This window comes from Pseudomonas sp. Pme6b (assembly GCF_058129925.1).
The window spans coordinates 5,436,192-5,452,736 of record NZ_CM176704.1 but is presented as its reverse complement, the minus strand read 5'-3'; the positions used below and the strand labels follow the sequence as shown (position 1 = coordinate 5,452,736).

The 16,545-nt window shown below is 59.8% G+C and carries 10 protein-coding genes and 4 pseudogenes; 12 read left to right on the top strand and 2 right to left on the bottom strand.

Annotated elements, in window-relative coordinates; translation table 11 throughout:
- Positions 1–38: 38 nt before the first annotated feature.
- Positions 39–146 (top strand): annotated as a pseudogene (locus tag AC4ANE_RS24870) (SEC-C metal-binding domain-containing protein); the annotation flags it as partial.
- Positions 147–246: 100 nt separating this feature from the next.
- Here the strand turns inward: AC4ANE_RS24870 and AC4ANE_RS24865 are convergent.
- Positions 247–540 (bottom strand): HU family DNA-binding protein, encoded by a 294-nt coding sequence (locus AC4ANE_RS24865; RefSeq protein ID WP_002556165.1) that lies wholly within the window; start codon positions 538–540, stop codon positions 247–249.
- A 370-nt stretch (positions 541–910) separates the two neighbouring features.
- On the opposite strand from AC4ANE_RS24865, the pseudogene AC4ANE_RS24860 reads away from it, so the two are divergent.
- The 7 genes and pseudogenes from AC4ANE_RS24860 to AC4ANE_RS24830 form a co-directional block, all read left to right on the top strand.
- Positions 911–1,144: pseudogene (locus AC4ANE_RS24860) on the top strand (helix-turn-helix domain-containing protein); the annotation flags it as partial.
- Positions 1,145–1,658: 514 nt separating this feature from the next.
- Positions 1,659–9,497 (top strand): XopAD/skwp family type III secretion system effector, encoded by a 7,839-nt coding sequence (xopAD, locus tag AC4ANE_RS24855; protein WP_460408573.1) that lies wholly within the window; start codon positions 1,659–1,661, stop codon positions 9,495–9,497.
- Positions 9,498–9,542: 45 nt separating this feature from the next.
- Complete coding sequence (locus AC4ANE_RS24850; RefSeq protein ID WP_460408571.1) at positions 9,543–10,181, top strand: hypothetical protein; 639 nt, start codon at positions 9,543–9,545, stop codon at positions 10,179–10,181.
- 341 nt (positions 10,182–10,522) lie between these two features.
- Positions 10,523–11,731, top strand: coding sequence for an IS91 family transposase (locus AC4ANE_RS24845; RefSeq protein ID WP_460408570.1), 1,209 nt, complete (start codon positions 10,523–10,525; stop codon positions 11,729–11,731).
- Between the two features lie 273 nt (positions 11,732–12,004).
- Positions 12,005–12,286: a hypothetical protein gene (locus AC4ANE_RS24840; protein ID WP_460408568.1), complete on the top strand. Its 282-nt coding sequence runs from the start codon at positions 12,005–12,007 to the stop codon at positions 12,284–12,286.
- A 1-nt stretch (position 12,287) separates the two neighbouring features.
- Positions 12,288–13,496 (top strand): IS91 family transposase, encoded by a 1,209-nt coding sequence (locus tag AC4ANE_RS24835; protein WP_460408567.1) that lies wholly within the window; start codon positions 12,288–12,290, stop codon positions 13,494–13,496.
- 174 nt (positions 13,497–13,670) lie between these two features.
- Positions 13,671–13,778, top strand: a pseudogene (locus tag AC4ANE_RS24830) (helix-turn-helix domain-containing protein); the annotation flags it as partial.
- A 151-nt stretch (positions 13,779–13,929) separates the two neighbouring features.
- Here AC4ANE_RS24830 and AC4ANE_RS24825 read toward each other — a convergent pair.
- Complete coding sequence (locus tag AC4ANE_RS24825; protein WP_460408566.1) at positions 13,930–14,511, bottom strand: recombinase family protein; 582 nt, start codon at positions 14,509–14,511, stop codon at positions 13,930–13,932.
- Between the two features lie 169 nt (positions 14,512–14,680).
- Here AC4ANE_RS24825 and AC4ANE_RS24820 point away from each other — a divergent pair, with 169 nt between their 5' ends.
- The 4 genes and pseudogenes from AC4ANE_RS24820 to AC4ANE_RS24805 all read left to right on the top strand — a co-directional run.
- Positions 14,681–14,953 carry a CopG family ribbon-helix-helix protein gene (locus AC4ANE_RS24820; RefSeq protein WP_002556168.1) on the top strand — a complete coding sequence of 91 codons (273 nt, stop codon included), beginning with the start codon at positions 14,681–14,683 and terminating at the stop codon, positions 14,951–14,953.
- The gene (locus AC4ANE_RS24815) at positions 14,941–15,234 is read left to right on the top strand and encodes a type II toxin-antitoxin system RelE/ParE family toxin (protein ID WP_002556167.1); all 294 of its coding nucleotides are present in this window, start codon (positions 14,941–14,943) and stop codon (positions 15,232–15,234) included. The genes AC4ANE_RS24820 and AC4ANE_RS24815 overlap by 13 nt, the downstream gene beginning before the upstream one ends.
- Entirely contained in the window at positions 15,234–15,773 is a 540-nt protein-coding gene (locus AC4ANE_RS24810) for a hypothetical protein (protein WP_002556166.1), read from the top strand. The genes AC4ANE_RS24815 and AC4ANE_RS24810 overlap by 1 nt, the downstream gene beginning before the upstream one ends.
- A 50-nt stretch (positions 15,774–15,823) precedes the next feature.
- Positions 15,824–16,543 (top strand): annotated as a pseudogene (locus AC4ANE_RS24805) (IS3 family transposase); the annotation flags it as partial.
- Between the last annotated feature and the right edge of the window lie 2 nt (positions 16,544–16,545).

The window sequence follows — 16,545 nt, the reverse complement described above, 5'->3', positions numbered from 1 at the left end:
CTCATCGATGGTCGCTGGCACTGTCACCACCCGATGTACCACTACGCAGAGAAGGACCGAAAATTGGACGAAACGCCCCCTGTCCGTGCAGCAGTGGACGCAAATTCAAACATTGCTGCGGATCCAACTCCCCAACGATGCACTGACCATCAGGAAATTGCGCTTAACTGACTTCCTTGTTCCATTGCTCCCCAGACCCCAGCAACTGACGAAGGAATTTTCGGCGGTTCCGGCGTGCAACCCATTCTATGAGACGCCGCCCTTGTTGATCGCATCGTTCAGCACTTTAGCCGAGACGAACTTGACGACTTTCTTGGCAGCGATTTCGATGGCGGCACCAGTCGAAGGGTTGCGTCCAGTGCGTGCTGGACGCTCTGCCACTTTCAATTTGCCGATGCCCGGTAGAGTGATTTCTGCACCGCTTTCCAGTTGGTCGGCAACAATCTGTCCCAATTGCTCAAGAGCCTTACGCGCTGTGGTTTTTGGCGCATCGATAGCTTCTGCAATACCGGCAACCAATTGGTCTTTCGTCAGAGCCATTGTGGTGTTCCTTCCAGATCAAATTCATTTGGATTGCAGAGTAAGGCGTCGGCTTTGGGCAGACAAGAGCACAGCTCTCCAGTAGCAGCCCCCATTGGTCGCGAAAGGTTGAGACACGAACCAGGCTTGAGTTCGGCCAGAACGGGGGTGTAAGCCGGAACCCCGGAAAATTCCGTCGGAAAACGTCACCAGAGCGGTTTACGGCTGCTTTTGCTATCCGACACGGTTTTCCGTACATGTTTTGGCCGCTCAATCAAACAGTTTTCGGCTTGGCGACGTCGCAGCCGGAAAATAACTGTTTGGCGTCAATCCGCACCAGTACTGGCTTCTCGCCCATGACGGAAATTTCTGGGATTCCGGCTTACAACCCCAAATAGCGCGTGACGACTTCGAGGACCGGCGAGAGCGACAGCGCCAAGGCATCGACTTAGCCAAGGGCGCCGGTCGATACGCTGGGCGTAAACCGGATACCAAAATGCATGAACGGGTCATCGCTCTTAAAAGCGGTGGATGTAGCATTGCGGAGACTGCAAGGCTGGCCGGGGTTAGTGTCAGCCAGGTAAAGCGTGTCTGGGCACAGAACCAGGCTAAAGTTAAGGTCTGAATGTAGCAAGAACCCTCGTTTTCACGCACGGTCTCCCGGGCGTCGCGCGTTTGATGTTTCGTGCTCCCTGATATGCCCCCCCCACCGACGTTTAAAAGCTTTGGCGTTGGCCCACGTTCGCAAGGAACCGAATCCGTCCAAAAGGCCACACAACGCGACACTTTTAATGAAAATTTGGTGGCTACATAACTTCTGCGTCGGCGGTCAAAAACCTTTTTAAGGCAACGCTGCAAAAATAGCCAACCGCTCAGCAGGCCCGGCAAGAGGCTGGCTCGCTTATTACACAGCCGCGTAGAGACATCACTGCAGTTCGAACGCGAGGCGTGAAGCGGCCAAACGGCACCTTGGCTGGACGCGCCACTGGCCACTGAGGTGACCCTGTTGGAGGAGCGGATAAGGTGCAAGAGCTAAAGGTCGTATTGCATCAGATCCACAACGCCTTGACCGCCAAGAACCACGGCCCAGTGCAACTCAACCGTGACAACGACTAAATTCGGATGGACTAATTGCAGGCATGAGAATCCCCAACGTCAATCTAAACGCATTGAGCACAAACCGGTCTTTCAGTGAAGAGGACCAGTTCAGGCAGACCGGGGATCAGCCGGAAGCCAGTACCGGCACCAGCTGCAATGAGCGGCAGCCGGCCAAACGGCGACGGGTGGAGCAGGATGAACCTGGAGCCGGTGGCCGCGCACGGGACAGGGACGCTCGGCAACAGCCTACCATTCACGCGCACTTGCGCAACGATATCACCGACCGACATCGTACCAAGTCCGAGCGGCCCCATGACAGAGCGCCCGCTGACGTCAGTGCATCGTCATCGCATCGTAGGCCACAAAGAACAACGCATGGCTGGGAGGCGCGCTTGGCCGAACACACGTTCGACCGGGCGGAAGGAAAACGACCTCGGGAAGAGCGAGAGCCGTATCGGCAGCCAAAGCGGCCAATGCATGACTTGGAGTGGACGGCGGCGGATCTTCACCAGGCCGAACATCAGCTCGATCTAGCTGCAAAAGAGCAGCTGCAGGAACAGCGAGAGCAGTATCGGAAATGGCTGAGTGCCCCCAGCCGAGTGCCTCAGAACCACAACGCTCGCTTGTGCGTGTCGGTGGCAAAGGAAAACGCGCTGGCGCGTCACATCGGTTGCGGGCTGGCGCTGCCTTTCCTGGATGAGAGCGTCAAAGCGCAAACCAATGCGCAGTGGCTCGACAAATACCTTCTGATGATTGCCAGTGCAAGGCGCGCCACAGGGGCAGGCGTAACGCATAGCGAGCTCGATCGTTGCACGGAGGTTGCGGCGCAGTATCTCTGCAAGACCAAGTGGTTTGACGGTGCATCGCTGACGCAGCTGGCCCATGTGGGCAACAAGCTGAGCAAGCATCCGAACCAGCAAGCGTGCATGGATGCAATCGCGTGGATCGCCGGACAGCTCAATCAGGCAGATGATTTATCGGGACTGGATGGCCGCCACTCAGTCCTACTCCTGAACGCCTTCGCCAAGAACTTCAACAGCGGCAGGTGTGAACGCGCGGTGGCTCGTCTGGCACGTCACCTGCAACGTAACCATCCTGCCCGGTCGTCGCTGGACGCGCAGAACATCGGCCTGGCACTCAATGCATTCAGCAAGTGGCCCGACAATCCGGACTGCCAATCCATGGCGTACTTGCTTGCTGATATGCTCGCAAGCAAAAGCCGCTTGCGTCATGCGATGGATGGGCAGAGCGTCGCGAACGCGCTCAACGCCCTGAGCAAATGGCCCGACACACCGCACTGCGCGGACGCCGCCAACGCACTGGCCTTGAGGCTGGCCAATGATCGCAACTTGCGCTACGTCCTCAAACCGCAAGAATTCGGAAACACATTGAATGCCCTGAGCAAATGGCCTGACACGCCGGACTGCACTGCCGCCGTCAAGGCGCTGGCCTCGCGGCTGGCCGACGAGCGCGGTTTGCGCAACGCCCTCGGCCCGCAAGGCGTGGCCATCGCGCTCAACGCCCTGAGCAAATGGCCCGACACACCGGACTGCGCGGACGCCGCTAACGCACTCGCCTCGCGGCTGGCCGACGAGCGCGGTTTGCGCAATGCTCTCAACCCGCAAGAACTGACCAACGCGCTCAACGCCCTGAGCAAATGGCCCGACACGCCGGACTGCGCGGACGCTGCCAACGCGCTGGCCTCACGGCTGATCGACAATCGCGATTTACGCAACGCCCTCAACCCGCAAGGCGTGGCTAACGTGCTCAACGCCCTGAGCAAATGGCCCAACACGCCGGACTGCAAGAACGCTGCCAACGCGCTGGCCGGGCGACTGGAAGTCGAGTCCCAATTGCGCAATGCTCTAGACCCGCAACACATAACCAAAACGCTCAACGCCCTTAACAAATGGCCCGACACGCCGGATTGCGCGGACGCGGCCAACGCACTGGCCTCGCGGCTGGCTAATGAGCGCAGCTTGCGTAACGCCCTCGACCCGCAAGGCGTGGCCAATGCGCTCAACGCCCTAAGCAAATGGCCCGACACACCGCACTGCGCGGACGCTGCCAAGGCACTGGCCTCGCGCCTGGCCAATGATCGCGAGTTACGCAACGCTCTCAACCCGCAAGGCGTGGCCAACGTGCTCAATGCCCTGAGCAAATGGCCCGACACGCCGGACTGCACTGCCGCCGTCAAGGCGCTGGCCTCGCGGCTGGCCGACGAGCGCAGTTTGCGTAACGCCCTCGACCCGCAAGGCGTGGCCAACGTGCTCAATGCCCTGAGCAAATGGCCCGACACGCCGGACTGCACTGCCGCCGTCAAGGCGCTGGCCTCGCGGCTGGCCGACGAGCGCAGTTTGCGTAACGCCCTCGACCCGCAAGGCGTGGCCAACGTGCTCAATGCCCTGAGCAAATGGCCCGACACGCCGGACTGCACTGCCGCCGTCAAGGCGCAGGCCTCGCGACTGGCCAACAATCGCGATTTACGTAACGCCCTCACCCCGCAAGAACTGGCCAACGCGCTCAACGCCCTGAGCAAATGGCCCGACACACCGCACTGCGCGGACGCCGCCAACGCGCTGGCCTCGCGACTGGCCAACAATCGCGAGTTACGCAACGCTCTCAACCCGCAAGGAGTGGCCAACGCGCTCAACGCCCTGAGCAAATGGCCCGACACGCCGGACTGCGCGGACGCTGCCAACGCGCTGGCCTCGCGACTGGCTAATGATCGCAGCTTGCGCAACGCCCAAGCCCCGCAACACATGGCCAACGCGCTCAACGCACTGAGCAAATGGCCCGACACGCCGGACTGCGCGGACGCTGCCAACGCGCTGGCCTCGCGACTGGCCAATGATCGCGAGTTACGCAACGCCCTCAACCCGCAACACATGGCCAACGCGCTCAACGCCCTGAGCAAATGGCCCGACACGCCGGACTGCGCGGACGCTGCCAACGCGCTGGCCTCGCGACTGGCCAATGATCGCGAGTTACGCAACGCCCTCAACCCGCAACACATGGCCAACGCGCTCAACGCCCTGAGCAAATGGCCCGACACGCCGGACTGCGCGGACGCTGCCAACGCGCTGGCCTCGCGACTGGCCAATGATCGCGAGTTACGCAACGCCCTCAACCCGCAAGGCGTGGCTAACGTGCTCAACGCCCTGAGCAAATGGCCCAACACGCCGGACTGCAAGAACGCTGCCAACGCGCTGGCCGGGCGACTGGAAGTCGAGTCCCAATTGCGCAATGCTCTAGACCCGCAACACATAACCAACGCGCTCAACGCACTGAGCAAATGGCCCGACACGCCGGACTGCGCGGACGCTGCCAACGCGCTGGCCTCGCGACTGGCCAATGATCGCGAGTTACGCAACGCCCTCAACCCGCAACACATGGCCAACGCGCTCAACGCACTGAGCAAATGGCCCGACACGCCGGACTGCGCGGACGCTGCCAACGCGCTGGCCTCGCGACTGGCCAATGATCGCAACTTGCTCAACGGCCTCACCCCGCAAGAACTGGCCAACGCGCTCAACGCCCTGAGCAAATGGCCCGACACGCCGGACTGCGCGGACGCTGCCAACGCGCTGGCCTCGCGACTGGCCAATGATCGCAACTTGCTCAACGGCCTCAACCCGAAAGGCGTGGCCAACACGCTCAACGCCCTGAGCAAATGGCCCGACGTGGACGTTAGCCAGGCCTCCGCTGACGCCTTGGCCTCGCGACTGGCCAATGATCGCGAGTTACGCAACGCCCTCAGTCCTATCGGCGTGACTCAAGCACTCAACGCCTTGAGCAAATGGCCCGAACGTGCGAACTGCGAGAAGGCCACCGATGTCTTGGCAGGCAGGCTGGCGGAGGACAACGATCTGCGACAAGCCATGGATGGGCACCACGTGGCTGTGTTGCTCAATGCGCTGAGCAGATGCCTCGGAAGGCCGGCGTGTCATCCGGCAGTGTTGCTGCTCGCCGAACGCGCCGGCTCGGCAGAGTTGCCGTGGCAGCAGTTCGAGATGGGTGAGCTCGCCATGGTGGCCAACGCGATGTCCCGTCTGCTGCACCTGGATGAGGAACAGTTCCAGATTTTGGGACGCGCCAAACTGCTGGCAATGGCCGGGCACCTGGAGCTGCACCGTGAGCGTTTTGAGTCTGCCTCCGCGCAAGACATTGGTATGCTCTTCAAGGCCCTTTCATCGGCGCAACTCCATCGCCAGATGCGTCCGCTGGCGCGGTCGGCCCTGGAGCGGGTTGCGGTGCTCGCGCAGGACGACGGATTACGGGAAACCAACCTTGAGGGTCTCGGCAGCCTGTGCATGGGATTTTTGCCGTTGATCCGCAGCCCAGAGTTGACCTCTCGCCATCGGGGGCACGCATTGCGCGTGTTCAATACGTTGCAGCCCATCATCGAGCGCAAGATCGACTTGTACCTTACCGGCGGTGTCCCGCCGTCTTCGACCGACCTCGAACAGTACGCCACTCGATGCCCGGCGCTGACCTTCTTCCAGGTGCTCAAGGCTTACAGCATGGTGAGCCGGCAATGCAAGCCGCGCCACATCGAAGGCTCGCGCCAGGAAATTCGCCAACGTCGCGAAGAGTTGGGGAAATGGGTTGACAGGACGCTGGAGCGGACACGCGAGGCCATCGAGGAGGACCTCGGCGAGATGAGCTGGAACTTGATCGCGCAGATCGAGGCCGGTGACATCGTATTTGACGCCTTGGACCTGCGCCTCGCGAAGGAAGCGAAGAAGATTACGCAGGCCCATCCACCGAGCCAGTTCGACCTTGACACCGGGCGCCTGAGCATGCGGTCGGAACCCGGCGAACCCGTCACGCCGGCACCCGGCAACGGCAGCACGACCCACATCGTGGTCGATCTGCGTGGCAAGGAAGTGTCGACCAATGCGACCGAAACGAACAAGCCGTACTCGCTGTTTACACGGCTGACGGGCTTGCCGCTGGTGGAGGTCCAACTGCCTGGGGCGATTTCGACGTTCATGCTCGCGCGTACGCTCACCTACCAGGACGAACCCTGGCGCTTTGACATGTTCGGCGGCAGCCGCGCCACGCGAGGCAACACGAGTCGCCCCGCCCAGTTGCTGTCCGGCACATCCGGAGCACCGTCGCTGCTGCCGGCAATGCGCTATACAGACACCGCGCCGGGCAGTAGCCTGATGCAGCTCATCGCCAAGCTTGCCCCGCAGCGCGAAGACTGGTCGCGGATGCAGCGCTCGCTACTAGAGATGGTGCCGACCGATCACGTCATTGAGGGCACACTGCGTCTGGGATTTTTTGAAGACGTCAGCGGCCCTGCGCACCCGTTCAAGCCAACAGCACCGGACGGGCATGCATTGGCGCTGTGCCCCAACGATGGTTGCGGCTTCCTGAAGCTGGAGGTGGCACTACGCATACCGGCCTTCCGTGAGTACTTCTCTGCCTGGCAAGCAGTGCAGGCCGGTGAGGCCAGCCAGAAGCAGCGTGACCTGATTGCCAAGGATAAGGGACCCACGCGGCTGGCACCGCAGGCGCTGCAGCACTTCCCACGTGACGAGGCGGCACTGCAGGAGGCGCGCGAGGCGATGCAGAGCCGGTTGCAGGCGCTGCCGTCGGAGTTGAGTCAACTCACGTTGTACGAACTGGCCACCAGCGGCGGCTACCAGGGCCAAAGAGTCAGGGCGGTGCCTGCTGCCGACGACAAGGTGCACCTACCGAGCGAGCGCAGCCAGGCCTTCGACGCCGCAGGCGGCGCCTTGCTGATCGGCAAGCCGCCCTACGACAAGGAGAACCTGCTGCCCGTGCCGGAAGAACGCGTCGCGACAGTGGCGCAGAGCGACGCCACCGCCGAATTCCTCTCGCAGTCCTTTGGTATCCAGTACAGCTACACAGGCTTCGACGACAGATCGGGCAGCGATGCCGAGATGCTGCACAGCAAGGGCATGCTCATCGTGGTGCCATCAAAGAACTGGCCAGCCAATTTTGCGGACATGGATCTGGCCTGCTCGAAGGAGGACCTCAAGACCTTATCGCGCTGGACGACCGGTCGCGACCGCAGTGCCGTGCCGCAGGACATGCTCAGCACCGGCAGCCTGCGGCTCAAGGACATCGTGGAGCCCGGACGCATGGGCGCACTGCCTATCCCGGAACTGCGCAAGCGCAACATGGACACCGACGGCGACGACGCGTTCGTGTACGCGGGCTACCCCAAGCTGGCCGCGCTGATTTCGCGCGAGATGGCTGATCGCGAGGTACGCCGCGGCCAGCCACGTTCCTTCAAGCCGCCGAAAACGGCCACGCCGGCCATTGATCCTGACAACGGCCATTACCAGGCGGGGCGGCTGTCCGAGATCATGTCTCTGCAACGTGGAGGCCAGATCATGGGGGCGGCCAGCACCTTGGCAGCGCGCTTCATGGCGCAGCCTGACCACCTGCGTGAGGCAATGGCGCGCAATATGATGTTCGGCACTTATGACGGCATTGAGCGCGACCTGCGTAACGGTCTACGTGTAGCACTCGACGGCAAAGCCAGAGATCCTCAGGTGTTGACGGAACTGCGCAACCAGGCATACAACGCCATCGGGCGCGCCCACCTGCCCGAGGCACGTGAAGCCGCCGAGCTCCTGCATGCACAACTGCTTCGACTGGAGCCGGGGGCATCATCGCGTGCCGAAGTGCCGGATGCGCTGGGCGAGGCCTTCCCACGCCTCGCCCAGGCGTACCTTGCTGCGCCTGATACTGAGGCACGGATTCACGCCATCATCGACAACTACCCGGTGTGCAGGCTCTCGCACGCGCAGTTCCCGGCCGGGCAACCGGGGCTCATCCCCGGCGAGCCGGAACTGAGCATGCGCAACCTCTTCACCATCGCGATCAAGGTGGGCACCGATGCGCTGAAGTCTGACACCGGCACGGCGCTGTTCGCCAAGATCGTGGAGTCGTGCGAACGATCCGAGCGAGGGTTCGCTGATCGGGTTCGCAGCGTACCGTATGGCAAGGTGACTGCTCGGGCCATGCATGATGGTCGCTTCGACGCCGAGCAGACCCAGGTGGACCTGCAGAACATGCCGACGATGGCTGCGGGCGTCATGCAAGACGCGCTACACTCGCTGCAGCAAGCAGGCCTGATCGACCCACCGCCACCGCCCGCCGAGCGCCTGCGCGCCGTGCAGCCAGAGGACATTGCGCTTGAGGCGCAGAGCTTACTGACGCGTGCTCGCGAGATGGAACCTAAGGTAACTTGCATGCTGAGGCGCGTCGCCGAGTCCCATGCTGGGCAACTGGCGGGCATGGACCATCAACTGAAGTCGGTCGGCTCGTTGAAAGAAAAGCTAATGCAGCAGATGGCTTTGAAAAACAAGACCCTGGAAGATGCCGTGGCCGGCGTGAACGACGCGCTGCGCTACAGCGTGGTACTGGATCCGCAGCACTTCACCGCTGGCTTGCGCGGTGTGCTGGCCTCGCTGGACGATCAGGGCCATGTGCGCGTCAAGCTGAACAACCTGTTTGCCAAGCACCGGCCAGCCTTCAAAGCGGTCAATGTCACGATGCGCAGTCCCGAAGGTGCGCTCTGGGAGATCCAGTTCCACACGCCCGACACCTTCAGGCTCAAGGAGCAATTCCATGATCTTTACAAGCACAGCCATGCGCTGCAGTTTCAGGGCGCCCCACTGACTGATCAGCGAGAAGTGCAGGCGCCCGCGCAAGACGCCTTCAGACTCGTGCCTTCGCCGCCAGAGTGCGACGATATCGACGACTGGGAGGAGGAGAACGTCCCGGCCTTGGCAATGAAAGCTGCGGCTTTCAAATCCCAACCAAACAATCGCAAAGACGCCGCAAAATTCCGTGCAGGCGTGAGCAGCACACCGCAAGTGGCGCTGTCACAGTAGAGGACGCCAACGCGATTCAATGCAAACGCATCGCCAGCACAAATATTGTTCGACGTTGCCGCAAGCAAGCAAGAGTCGCTTACACCTGTATTCAACAAGCTGGCCGACGACTTCGACGCGCGGCTCTGGGGAAACGTTCGCTACAACGCTACGGACGACCGGATCGAGCAGCTACAGAACGCACCGTTCCAAAAATCGATCGCATCGATCAAGAGCAAGATGCGGAGCCATGTGCAAGTCGGCATGACCGAGGCACAGGCAAATCAGAGCGTGGGCGATGCGCTGCGCTACGTGCTCCAGTTGCCTTCCGAAGATTTTGTTGCGAAGGTGCTAGCGGTAAATGATGTGCTGCATCGGCAAGGGATGACTTGCGTGAAGCGTAAAAATTACTTTACCACAGGAGACGGCACCTACAAGGGGATCAACGCACGCTTCACGGATGCTGAGGGATATGAGTTTGAAGTGCAGTTTCACACTGCCGACAGCTTCAAAGCCAAGGCACAAACGCACCTGCTATACAAAGAAATGCAGTTGGCACAGAACAGGCTTGAAAAGGAGCAGCAGAAAAATCCACCCAACCTCGATAGGCAGGCAAAACTGACCAACGATCTAGCAAAGTACACAAACGCAATGCGCGAGATCATGACTGCCGTAAACAGGGCAGCCTGCGGCTGCAAATTGTGAGATTTTGAAATCGGTTATAATAGCCGAAATTGAGTCGATACCTCCTCAGCACAGGCTTACACATGGCGTCAGAGACCAAAAAACGTAAACGGGCGAGCCGGGCAAAAGCCAAGGCAAAGCAGACCTGTCTCCAACGCGCCGGGCATACTACGTGCCCGATACCGACTTTTCCTTCGATATCGATCCTTTGGGTGATGTCGATCTTTGTAGTGGCTGCCAGACAGCGTATCTGAACGACAGGTTTCCCGACGCTTCTTGCGTAAGCGTTTCAATGAGAGAAGGGCCAGGCGGATTCGCCATCACCGCCGTCATTCACCACGATGAGGAGCCATCCTGCTGACGTGGCCTCTGCACCGCCCGCTTACAAACCTCGACCGCTGAAAAACCTCTTCACGGCCAACGGCTGCTGGGCAGATTTGCTGGAAGCCGGCGGTCTGCGCCACATCGAAGTGGAGTCGATCAGCAAAATGCTCGCCTGCGGCACCTCGATACTGGGCGTCAAACACTACACCTGTGCCAATGAGCAATGCGCGCACGTCAAATACCTGTGCAACACCTGCCATTGCCGGGCCTGTCCTTCCTGCGGCAAAAAGGCCACCGACCAGTGGATCGCCGTGCAAAACAACCGTCTGCCCGACTGCCCCTGGCAGCATCTGGTGTTCACGCTGCCCGACACGCTATGGCCCCTGTTCTTCTACAACCGCTGGCTGCTCGATGCGCTGTTTCGTCTGGCGGCCGATAACCTGCTATACACCGCCAAGCGGCGCGGTTTGCGCTTCGGGATTTTCGGTGCGCTGCACACCTATGGCCGGCGGCTCAACTGGCATCCTCACGTCCACCTGTCGGTGACCGCGGGCGGCCTGGATGAGCAGGACGTCTGGAAAAATCTGTCGTTCCACAAAGAGGCCCTGCGGCGGCGCTGGATGTGGCTGGTGCGCGATTACCTGCTGGGACAGCCGCTTTCGCAATTGACGATGCCGCCGCAGCTGGCCCACATCCACTGTGAAAGCGACTGGCACCGTCTGATACTGACCGCTGGTGGCCAGCACTGGCACATCCACTTGTCGAAGAAGACGGAAAACGGCCGAAAGACCGTCAATTACCTGGGCCGCTACCTGAAAAAACCGCCGATCTCGGGCAGTCGTCTGGCGCATTACACCTGCGGGGCCACGTTGAGCTTTACCTACCTGGATCACCGCACGCAGACCTATCAGCAGGAAACGCTGAGCCAGGCCGACATGCTGCGCCGGGTGGTGCAGCACATCCCGGAAAAGCATTTCCGGATGATCCGGTATTTTGGTTTTCTGGCCAATCGGGTGTGTGGGAAATACCTGCCGAAGGTCTATGAAGCACTGAAGATGGCGACGCCAGGACCGGTACCAAAGCTGTATTTTGCGCCGATGGCCAAAGCCTTTCTAAACGTCGATCCGTTCCGCTGCGTGCTGTGTGGCGCGCGGATGGTCTACACGGCGGCAATCAGCGGGCTGACGGTGCAGGGACTGGTCCTCAACGCTCAGGCAATCGCGCAGATGAGGTACGTGAAGCCCTGACAGGGGGAAGGTGCGTCCGCACCTAGGCTCAGCGGTAAAATAACCTGCACAAATTCGGATTGATAGGGATTTTCACTGCATAAGTAACGCATCAGCGTCTTCCTACGCATCGCTATGAAGGCATGACGCCTCCTTCACAGCGTCAGGTTCATGCATAGGCATTTTGAAATTCCTATGCATGAACAGGGCAGCCTGCGGCTGCAAATTGTGGGATTTTGAAATCGGTTATCATAGCCGAAATCGAGTCGATCCCTCCTCAGCACAGGCTTACACATGGCGTCAGAGACCAAAAAACGTAAACGGGCGAGCCGGGCAAAAGCCAAGGCAAAGCAGACCCGTCTCCAACGCGCCGGGCATACTACCTTCGTGCCCGATACCGACTTTTCCTTCGATATCGATCCTTTCGGTGATGTCGATCTTTGTAGTGGCTGCCAGACAACGTATCTGAACGACAGGTTTCCCGACGCTTCTTGCGTAAGCATTTCGATGAGAGAAGGGCCAGGCGGATTGGCCATCACCGCCGTCATTCACCACGATGAGGAGCCGCCCTGCTGACGTGGCCTCTGCACCGCCTGCTTACAAACCTCGACCGCTCAAAAACCTCTTCACGGCCAACGGCTGCTGGGCAGATTTGCTGGAAGCCGGCGGTCTGCGCCAAATCGAAGTGGAGTCGATCAGCAAAATGCTCGCCTGCGGCACCTCGATACTGGGCGTCAAACACTACACCTGTGCCAATGAGCATTGCCCGCACGTCAAATACCTGTGCAACACCTGCCATTGCCGGGCCTGTCCTTCCTGCGGCAAAAAGGCCACCGACCAGTGGATCGCCGTGCAAAACAACCGTCTGCCCGACTGCCCCTGGCAGCATCTGGTGTTCACGCTGCCCGACACGCTGTGGTCCCTGTTCTTCTACAACCGCTGGCTGCTCGATGCGCTGTTTCGTCTGGCGGCCGATAACCTGATCTACACCGCCAAGCGGCGCGGTTTGCGCGTCGGGATTTTCGGTGCGCTGCACACCTATGGCCGGCGGCTCAACTGGCATCCCCACGTCCACCTGTCGGTGACCGCGGGCGGCCTGGATGAGCAGGGCGTCTGGAAAAATCTGTCGTTCCACAAAGAGGCCCTGCGGCGGCGCTGGATGTGGCTGGTGCGCGATTACCTGCTGGGACAGCCGCTTTCGCAATTGACGATGCCGCCGCAGCTGGCCCACATCCACTGTGAAAGCGACTGGCGCCGTCTGATACTGGCCGCTGGTGGCCAGCACTGGCACATCCACTTGTCGAAGAAGACGGAAAACGGCCGAAAGACCGTCAATTACCTGGGCCGCTACCTGAAAAAACCGCCGATCTCGGGCAGTCGTCTGGCCCATTACACCTGCGGGGCCACGTTGAGCTTTACCTACCTGGATCACCGCACGCAGACCTATCAGCAGGAAACGCTGAGCCAGGCCGACATGCTGCGCCGGGTGGTGCAGCACATCCCGGAAAAGCATTTCCGGATGATCCGGTATTTTGGTTTTCTGGCCAATCGGGTGTGTGGGAAATACCTGCCGAAGGTCTATGAAGCATTGAAGATGGCGACGCCAGGACCGACACCGAAGCTGTATTTTGTGCAGATGGCCAAAGCCTTTCTAAACGTCGATCCGTTCCGCTGCGTGCTGTGTGGCGCACGGATGGTATACACGGCGGCAATCAGCGGGCTGACGGTGCAGGGACTGATCCTCAACGCTCAGGCGATCGCGCAGATGAGGTACGTGAAGCCCTGACAGGGGGAAGGTGCGTCCGCACCTAAGCTTCGCGGTTAAATAACCTGCGTTAACGCTTATTTATAGGTATTTTCACTGCATAAGTAACGCATCAGCGTCTTACTACGCATCGCTTTGAAGGCATGACGCCTCCGTCATAGCGTCAGCCTGATGCATAGGCATTTTGAAATTCCTATGCATGAACGGATCATCGCACTTAAAAACGGTGGGTGTAGCATTGCGGAGACTGCGCGACTGGCCGGGGTCAGTGTCAGCCAGGTGAAGCGTGTCTGGGCACAGCACCAGGTTGGGGTTCTAATCACAAACCGCCGAAATTTCCGTCACCCCAAATCCATACCCTCCAGCAAGGTATCCAAATCCAGCATTTTGCCACCATCCTCGAAGGTGTCTTGTTCGGCATCCGATAGGACGTTCAACCGTTCGCTTTTGGAGGTCATTTCTGTGACGCTACGCTTGAGGTTGTACGGGTGGATTGCAGCGCTGCATACAGGGACGTTTTGCTCACTTTAAGGCGTGTAGCGGCCTCCCGGACATTTAGCCCGTTAGCGATATATTTACGTGCCTGCTGCAACTTGTCAGTGGTAATGACCGGCTTGCGCCCGCCCTTTCGCCCGCGAGCGGCGGCAGCGGCTAAGCCGGCCTTGGTGCGGTCGCGGATCAGGTCGCGTTCAAACTGGCCCAATGCCCCGAACACATGGAAGATGAGCCGACCACCTGACGTGGTGGTATCTATATTTTCCATCAGTGATCGGAAACCGACGCCTCGCGCTTCCAACGCTCCTATCGTCTCGATCAGGTGCGGTAGGGAGCGCCCAAGCCGATCCAGCCGCCAGACGGCCAGGACGTCGCCGTCGCGAAGATAGGTGAGAGCAGCAACCAAGCCGGGCCGGTCAGCCTTGGCCCCAGAAACCACATCCTCAAAAACCCGCTCGCAACCCGCCTGATCCAGTGCATCCGTCTGTAACGCAGTGTTTTGTTCTGTTGTCGATATCCGCGCGTAGCCAATTAGAGCCATTTTTTAACCTTTTGTCCGTCATTCCGTCCGAATATCTTATTTTCCGAAAACTCATTAATCAAGAATATTTACGGACAATATCCGGAATGACCGACAAATGATCGTTTGATGGACAGAACGGGGCAGGCTAAATTATTACTAGGTATCACCAAGTGATAGGAGAATATCAATGGCCACATCGCTCAAGATCGACGATACGCTCAAAGGCCGCGTCCAATACCTTGCTAGTCAGCGCCGCCGTTCACCGCACTGGATCATGCTTGAAGCCATCCAACAATACGTCGAACGGGAGGAGGCCCGTGAAAGCTTCAAGCAGGAAGCCTTAGCTTCCTGGGCTGCTTATCAGGAAACCGGTCGGCACCTGACCGGCCAGGAAGTGCGCACCTGGTTAAACACTTGGGGCACCGAAGACGAAAAGGCGGTGCCTGAGTGCCACAAGTAATCGTCACAGAAGGCGCGGCGCAAGGATTTGAGCGATGCCGGCGGTTCTTAGCTGCAAAGGACCCAGAAGCTGCGAAGCGGGCTGGCCAGGCCATTGAACGGCAATTATTGCTACTGGAAACAGCCCCCGACATTGGCCGACCATTCCCTGAAATGCCGGAGCTACGCGAGGTGGTGATCGCCTTCGGGGATTCTGGCTATGTGGCTCTGTACCGCCAGGAAGCGGCCGCCGATACGGTCTATATCCTGGCATTTCGGCACCAGAAAGAGGCAGGCTACTGATGAGCATGAACGAATTCCGCCGACTGGCCGAGAAGATCGACCAGCATATGCAGCAGCTTGACGCGCAGGGCGTCAGCGAGGCGTATGCCGTCATCAATCGCATGATGGGGTACGTGCCCGACTTGCACAAAATTTGGGTCGGCACCAACGACCAGCAACTCATCGCGCTATCCCGCGAGTTCCCTGGATTCTACCGCTACGCCCGGCTCATGGAAGAGGCCTCCGAAGCCGAACGCCAAAAGGCGTCGCGCCCCTATGACGGCATGCCCGAGTTCTCTGATAAGCACAAGCAAATAGGCGAGCAACTGCTGACCACGGCGGCCACGCTTGAGCGTACCTACCAGGCGTTTCATGCGCGCCCCCCTCAAGTCTTGCAGCCTCAGCGCGACGAACTGGGCCACCTGCATCGGCAATGGCTGTCCGACCTGGATGCTTTCAAAGATTCGCTGCGCAGGCAGGGTGCAGGCCCCAAGGTTCTGGAATACGTGGACGAGGTTTTCGGCCGTCTAGCCGAGCGTATCAAACAGCTTTCCGGGTGATCGTCAGGTCGCCTGACGGAAATTTCGGCGGTTTGTGATTAGAACCCCAAAACCGCCAGTCTTACGGGGTCGAGCCGATTTGCAAGGTGTTGCCAATCGCCCCGTCGACGTACTACCGGTACGCTGCTCAGCAGGCTGACCCCAGCCAGCAGTCAGCGCGTGCGCAGCGTGACCAGGAACTGGGTGAGCACATCCAGCGAGTCTGGGATGAGCACTTCCAGGTATATGGCGTGCGCAAGGTCTGGCGACAGTTGCTGCGTGAAGGCCAGCAAGTCGCCCGCTGTACGGTGCAACGCCTGATGGGAGAGCTGGGCCTGCAAGGCGTGGTACGCGGCAAGCCCGTCAAGACGACGGCCAGCGACCAAGCCAGGCCGTGCCCGCGGGATCATGTCAACCGTCAGTTTGTGGCTGAGTGCCCGAACGCCCTATGGGTATCGGACTTTACCTACGTCAGCACCTGGCAGGGTTTTGTGTACGTGGCCTTCATCATTGATGTCTTTGCCCGATTCATCGTCGGTTGGAAGGTGTCCAGTTCAGCGCGTACCGATTTTGTACTGGATGCACTGGAGCAGGCCCTTTATGCCCGTCGCCCAGTCAAGCAGGGTGGACTCATTCACCACAGTGACCGTGGCGTGCAGTACGTGTCCATTCGCTATACCGAGCGTCTTGTCGAAGCCGGTATTGAGCCATCGGTCGGGAGTGTCGGTGACTCTTACGACAATGCTTTGGCTGAGACCATCAATGGTCTTTACAAGGCTGAAGTGATTCATTG

Bases quoted from the DNA above. Each gene is read 5' to 3' on its own strand.
- AC4ANE_RS24810 (WP_002556166.1), top strand. From the start codon at position 15,234: ATGAGCATGAACGAATTCCGCCGACTGGCCGAGAAGATCGACCAGCAT.
- AC4ANE_RS24825 (WP_460408566.1), bottom strand. From the start codon at position 14,511: ATGGCTCTAATTGGCTACGCGCGGATATCGACAACAGAACAAAACACT.
- xopAD (WP_460408573.1), top strand. From the start codon at position 1,659: ATGAGAATCCCCAACGTCAATCTAAACGCATTGAGCACAAACCGGTCT.
- AC4ANE_RS24865 (WP_002556165.1), bottom strand. From the start codon at position 540: ATGGCTCTGACGAAAGACCAATTGGTTGCCGGTATTGCAGAAGCTATC.
- AC4ANE_RS24840 (WP_460408568.1), top strand. From the start codon at position 12,005: ATGGCGTCAGAGACCAAAAAACGTAAACGGGCGAGCCGGGCAAAAGCC.
- AC4ANE_RS24820 (WP_002556168.1), top strand. From the start codon at position 14,681: ATGGCCACATCGCTCAAGATCGACGATACGCTCAAAGGCCGCGTCCAA.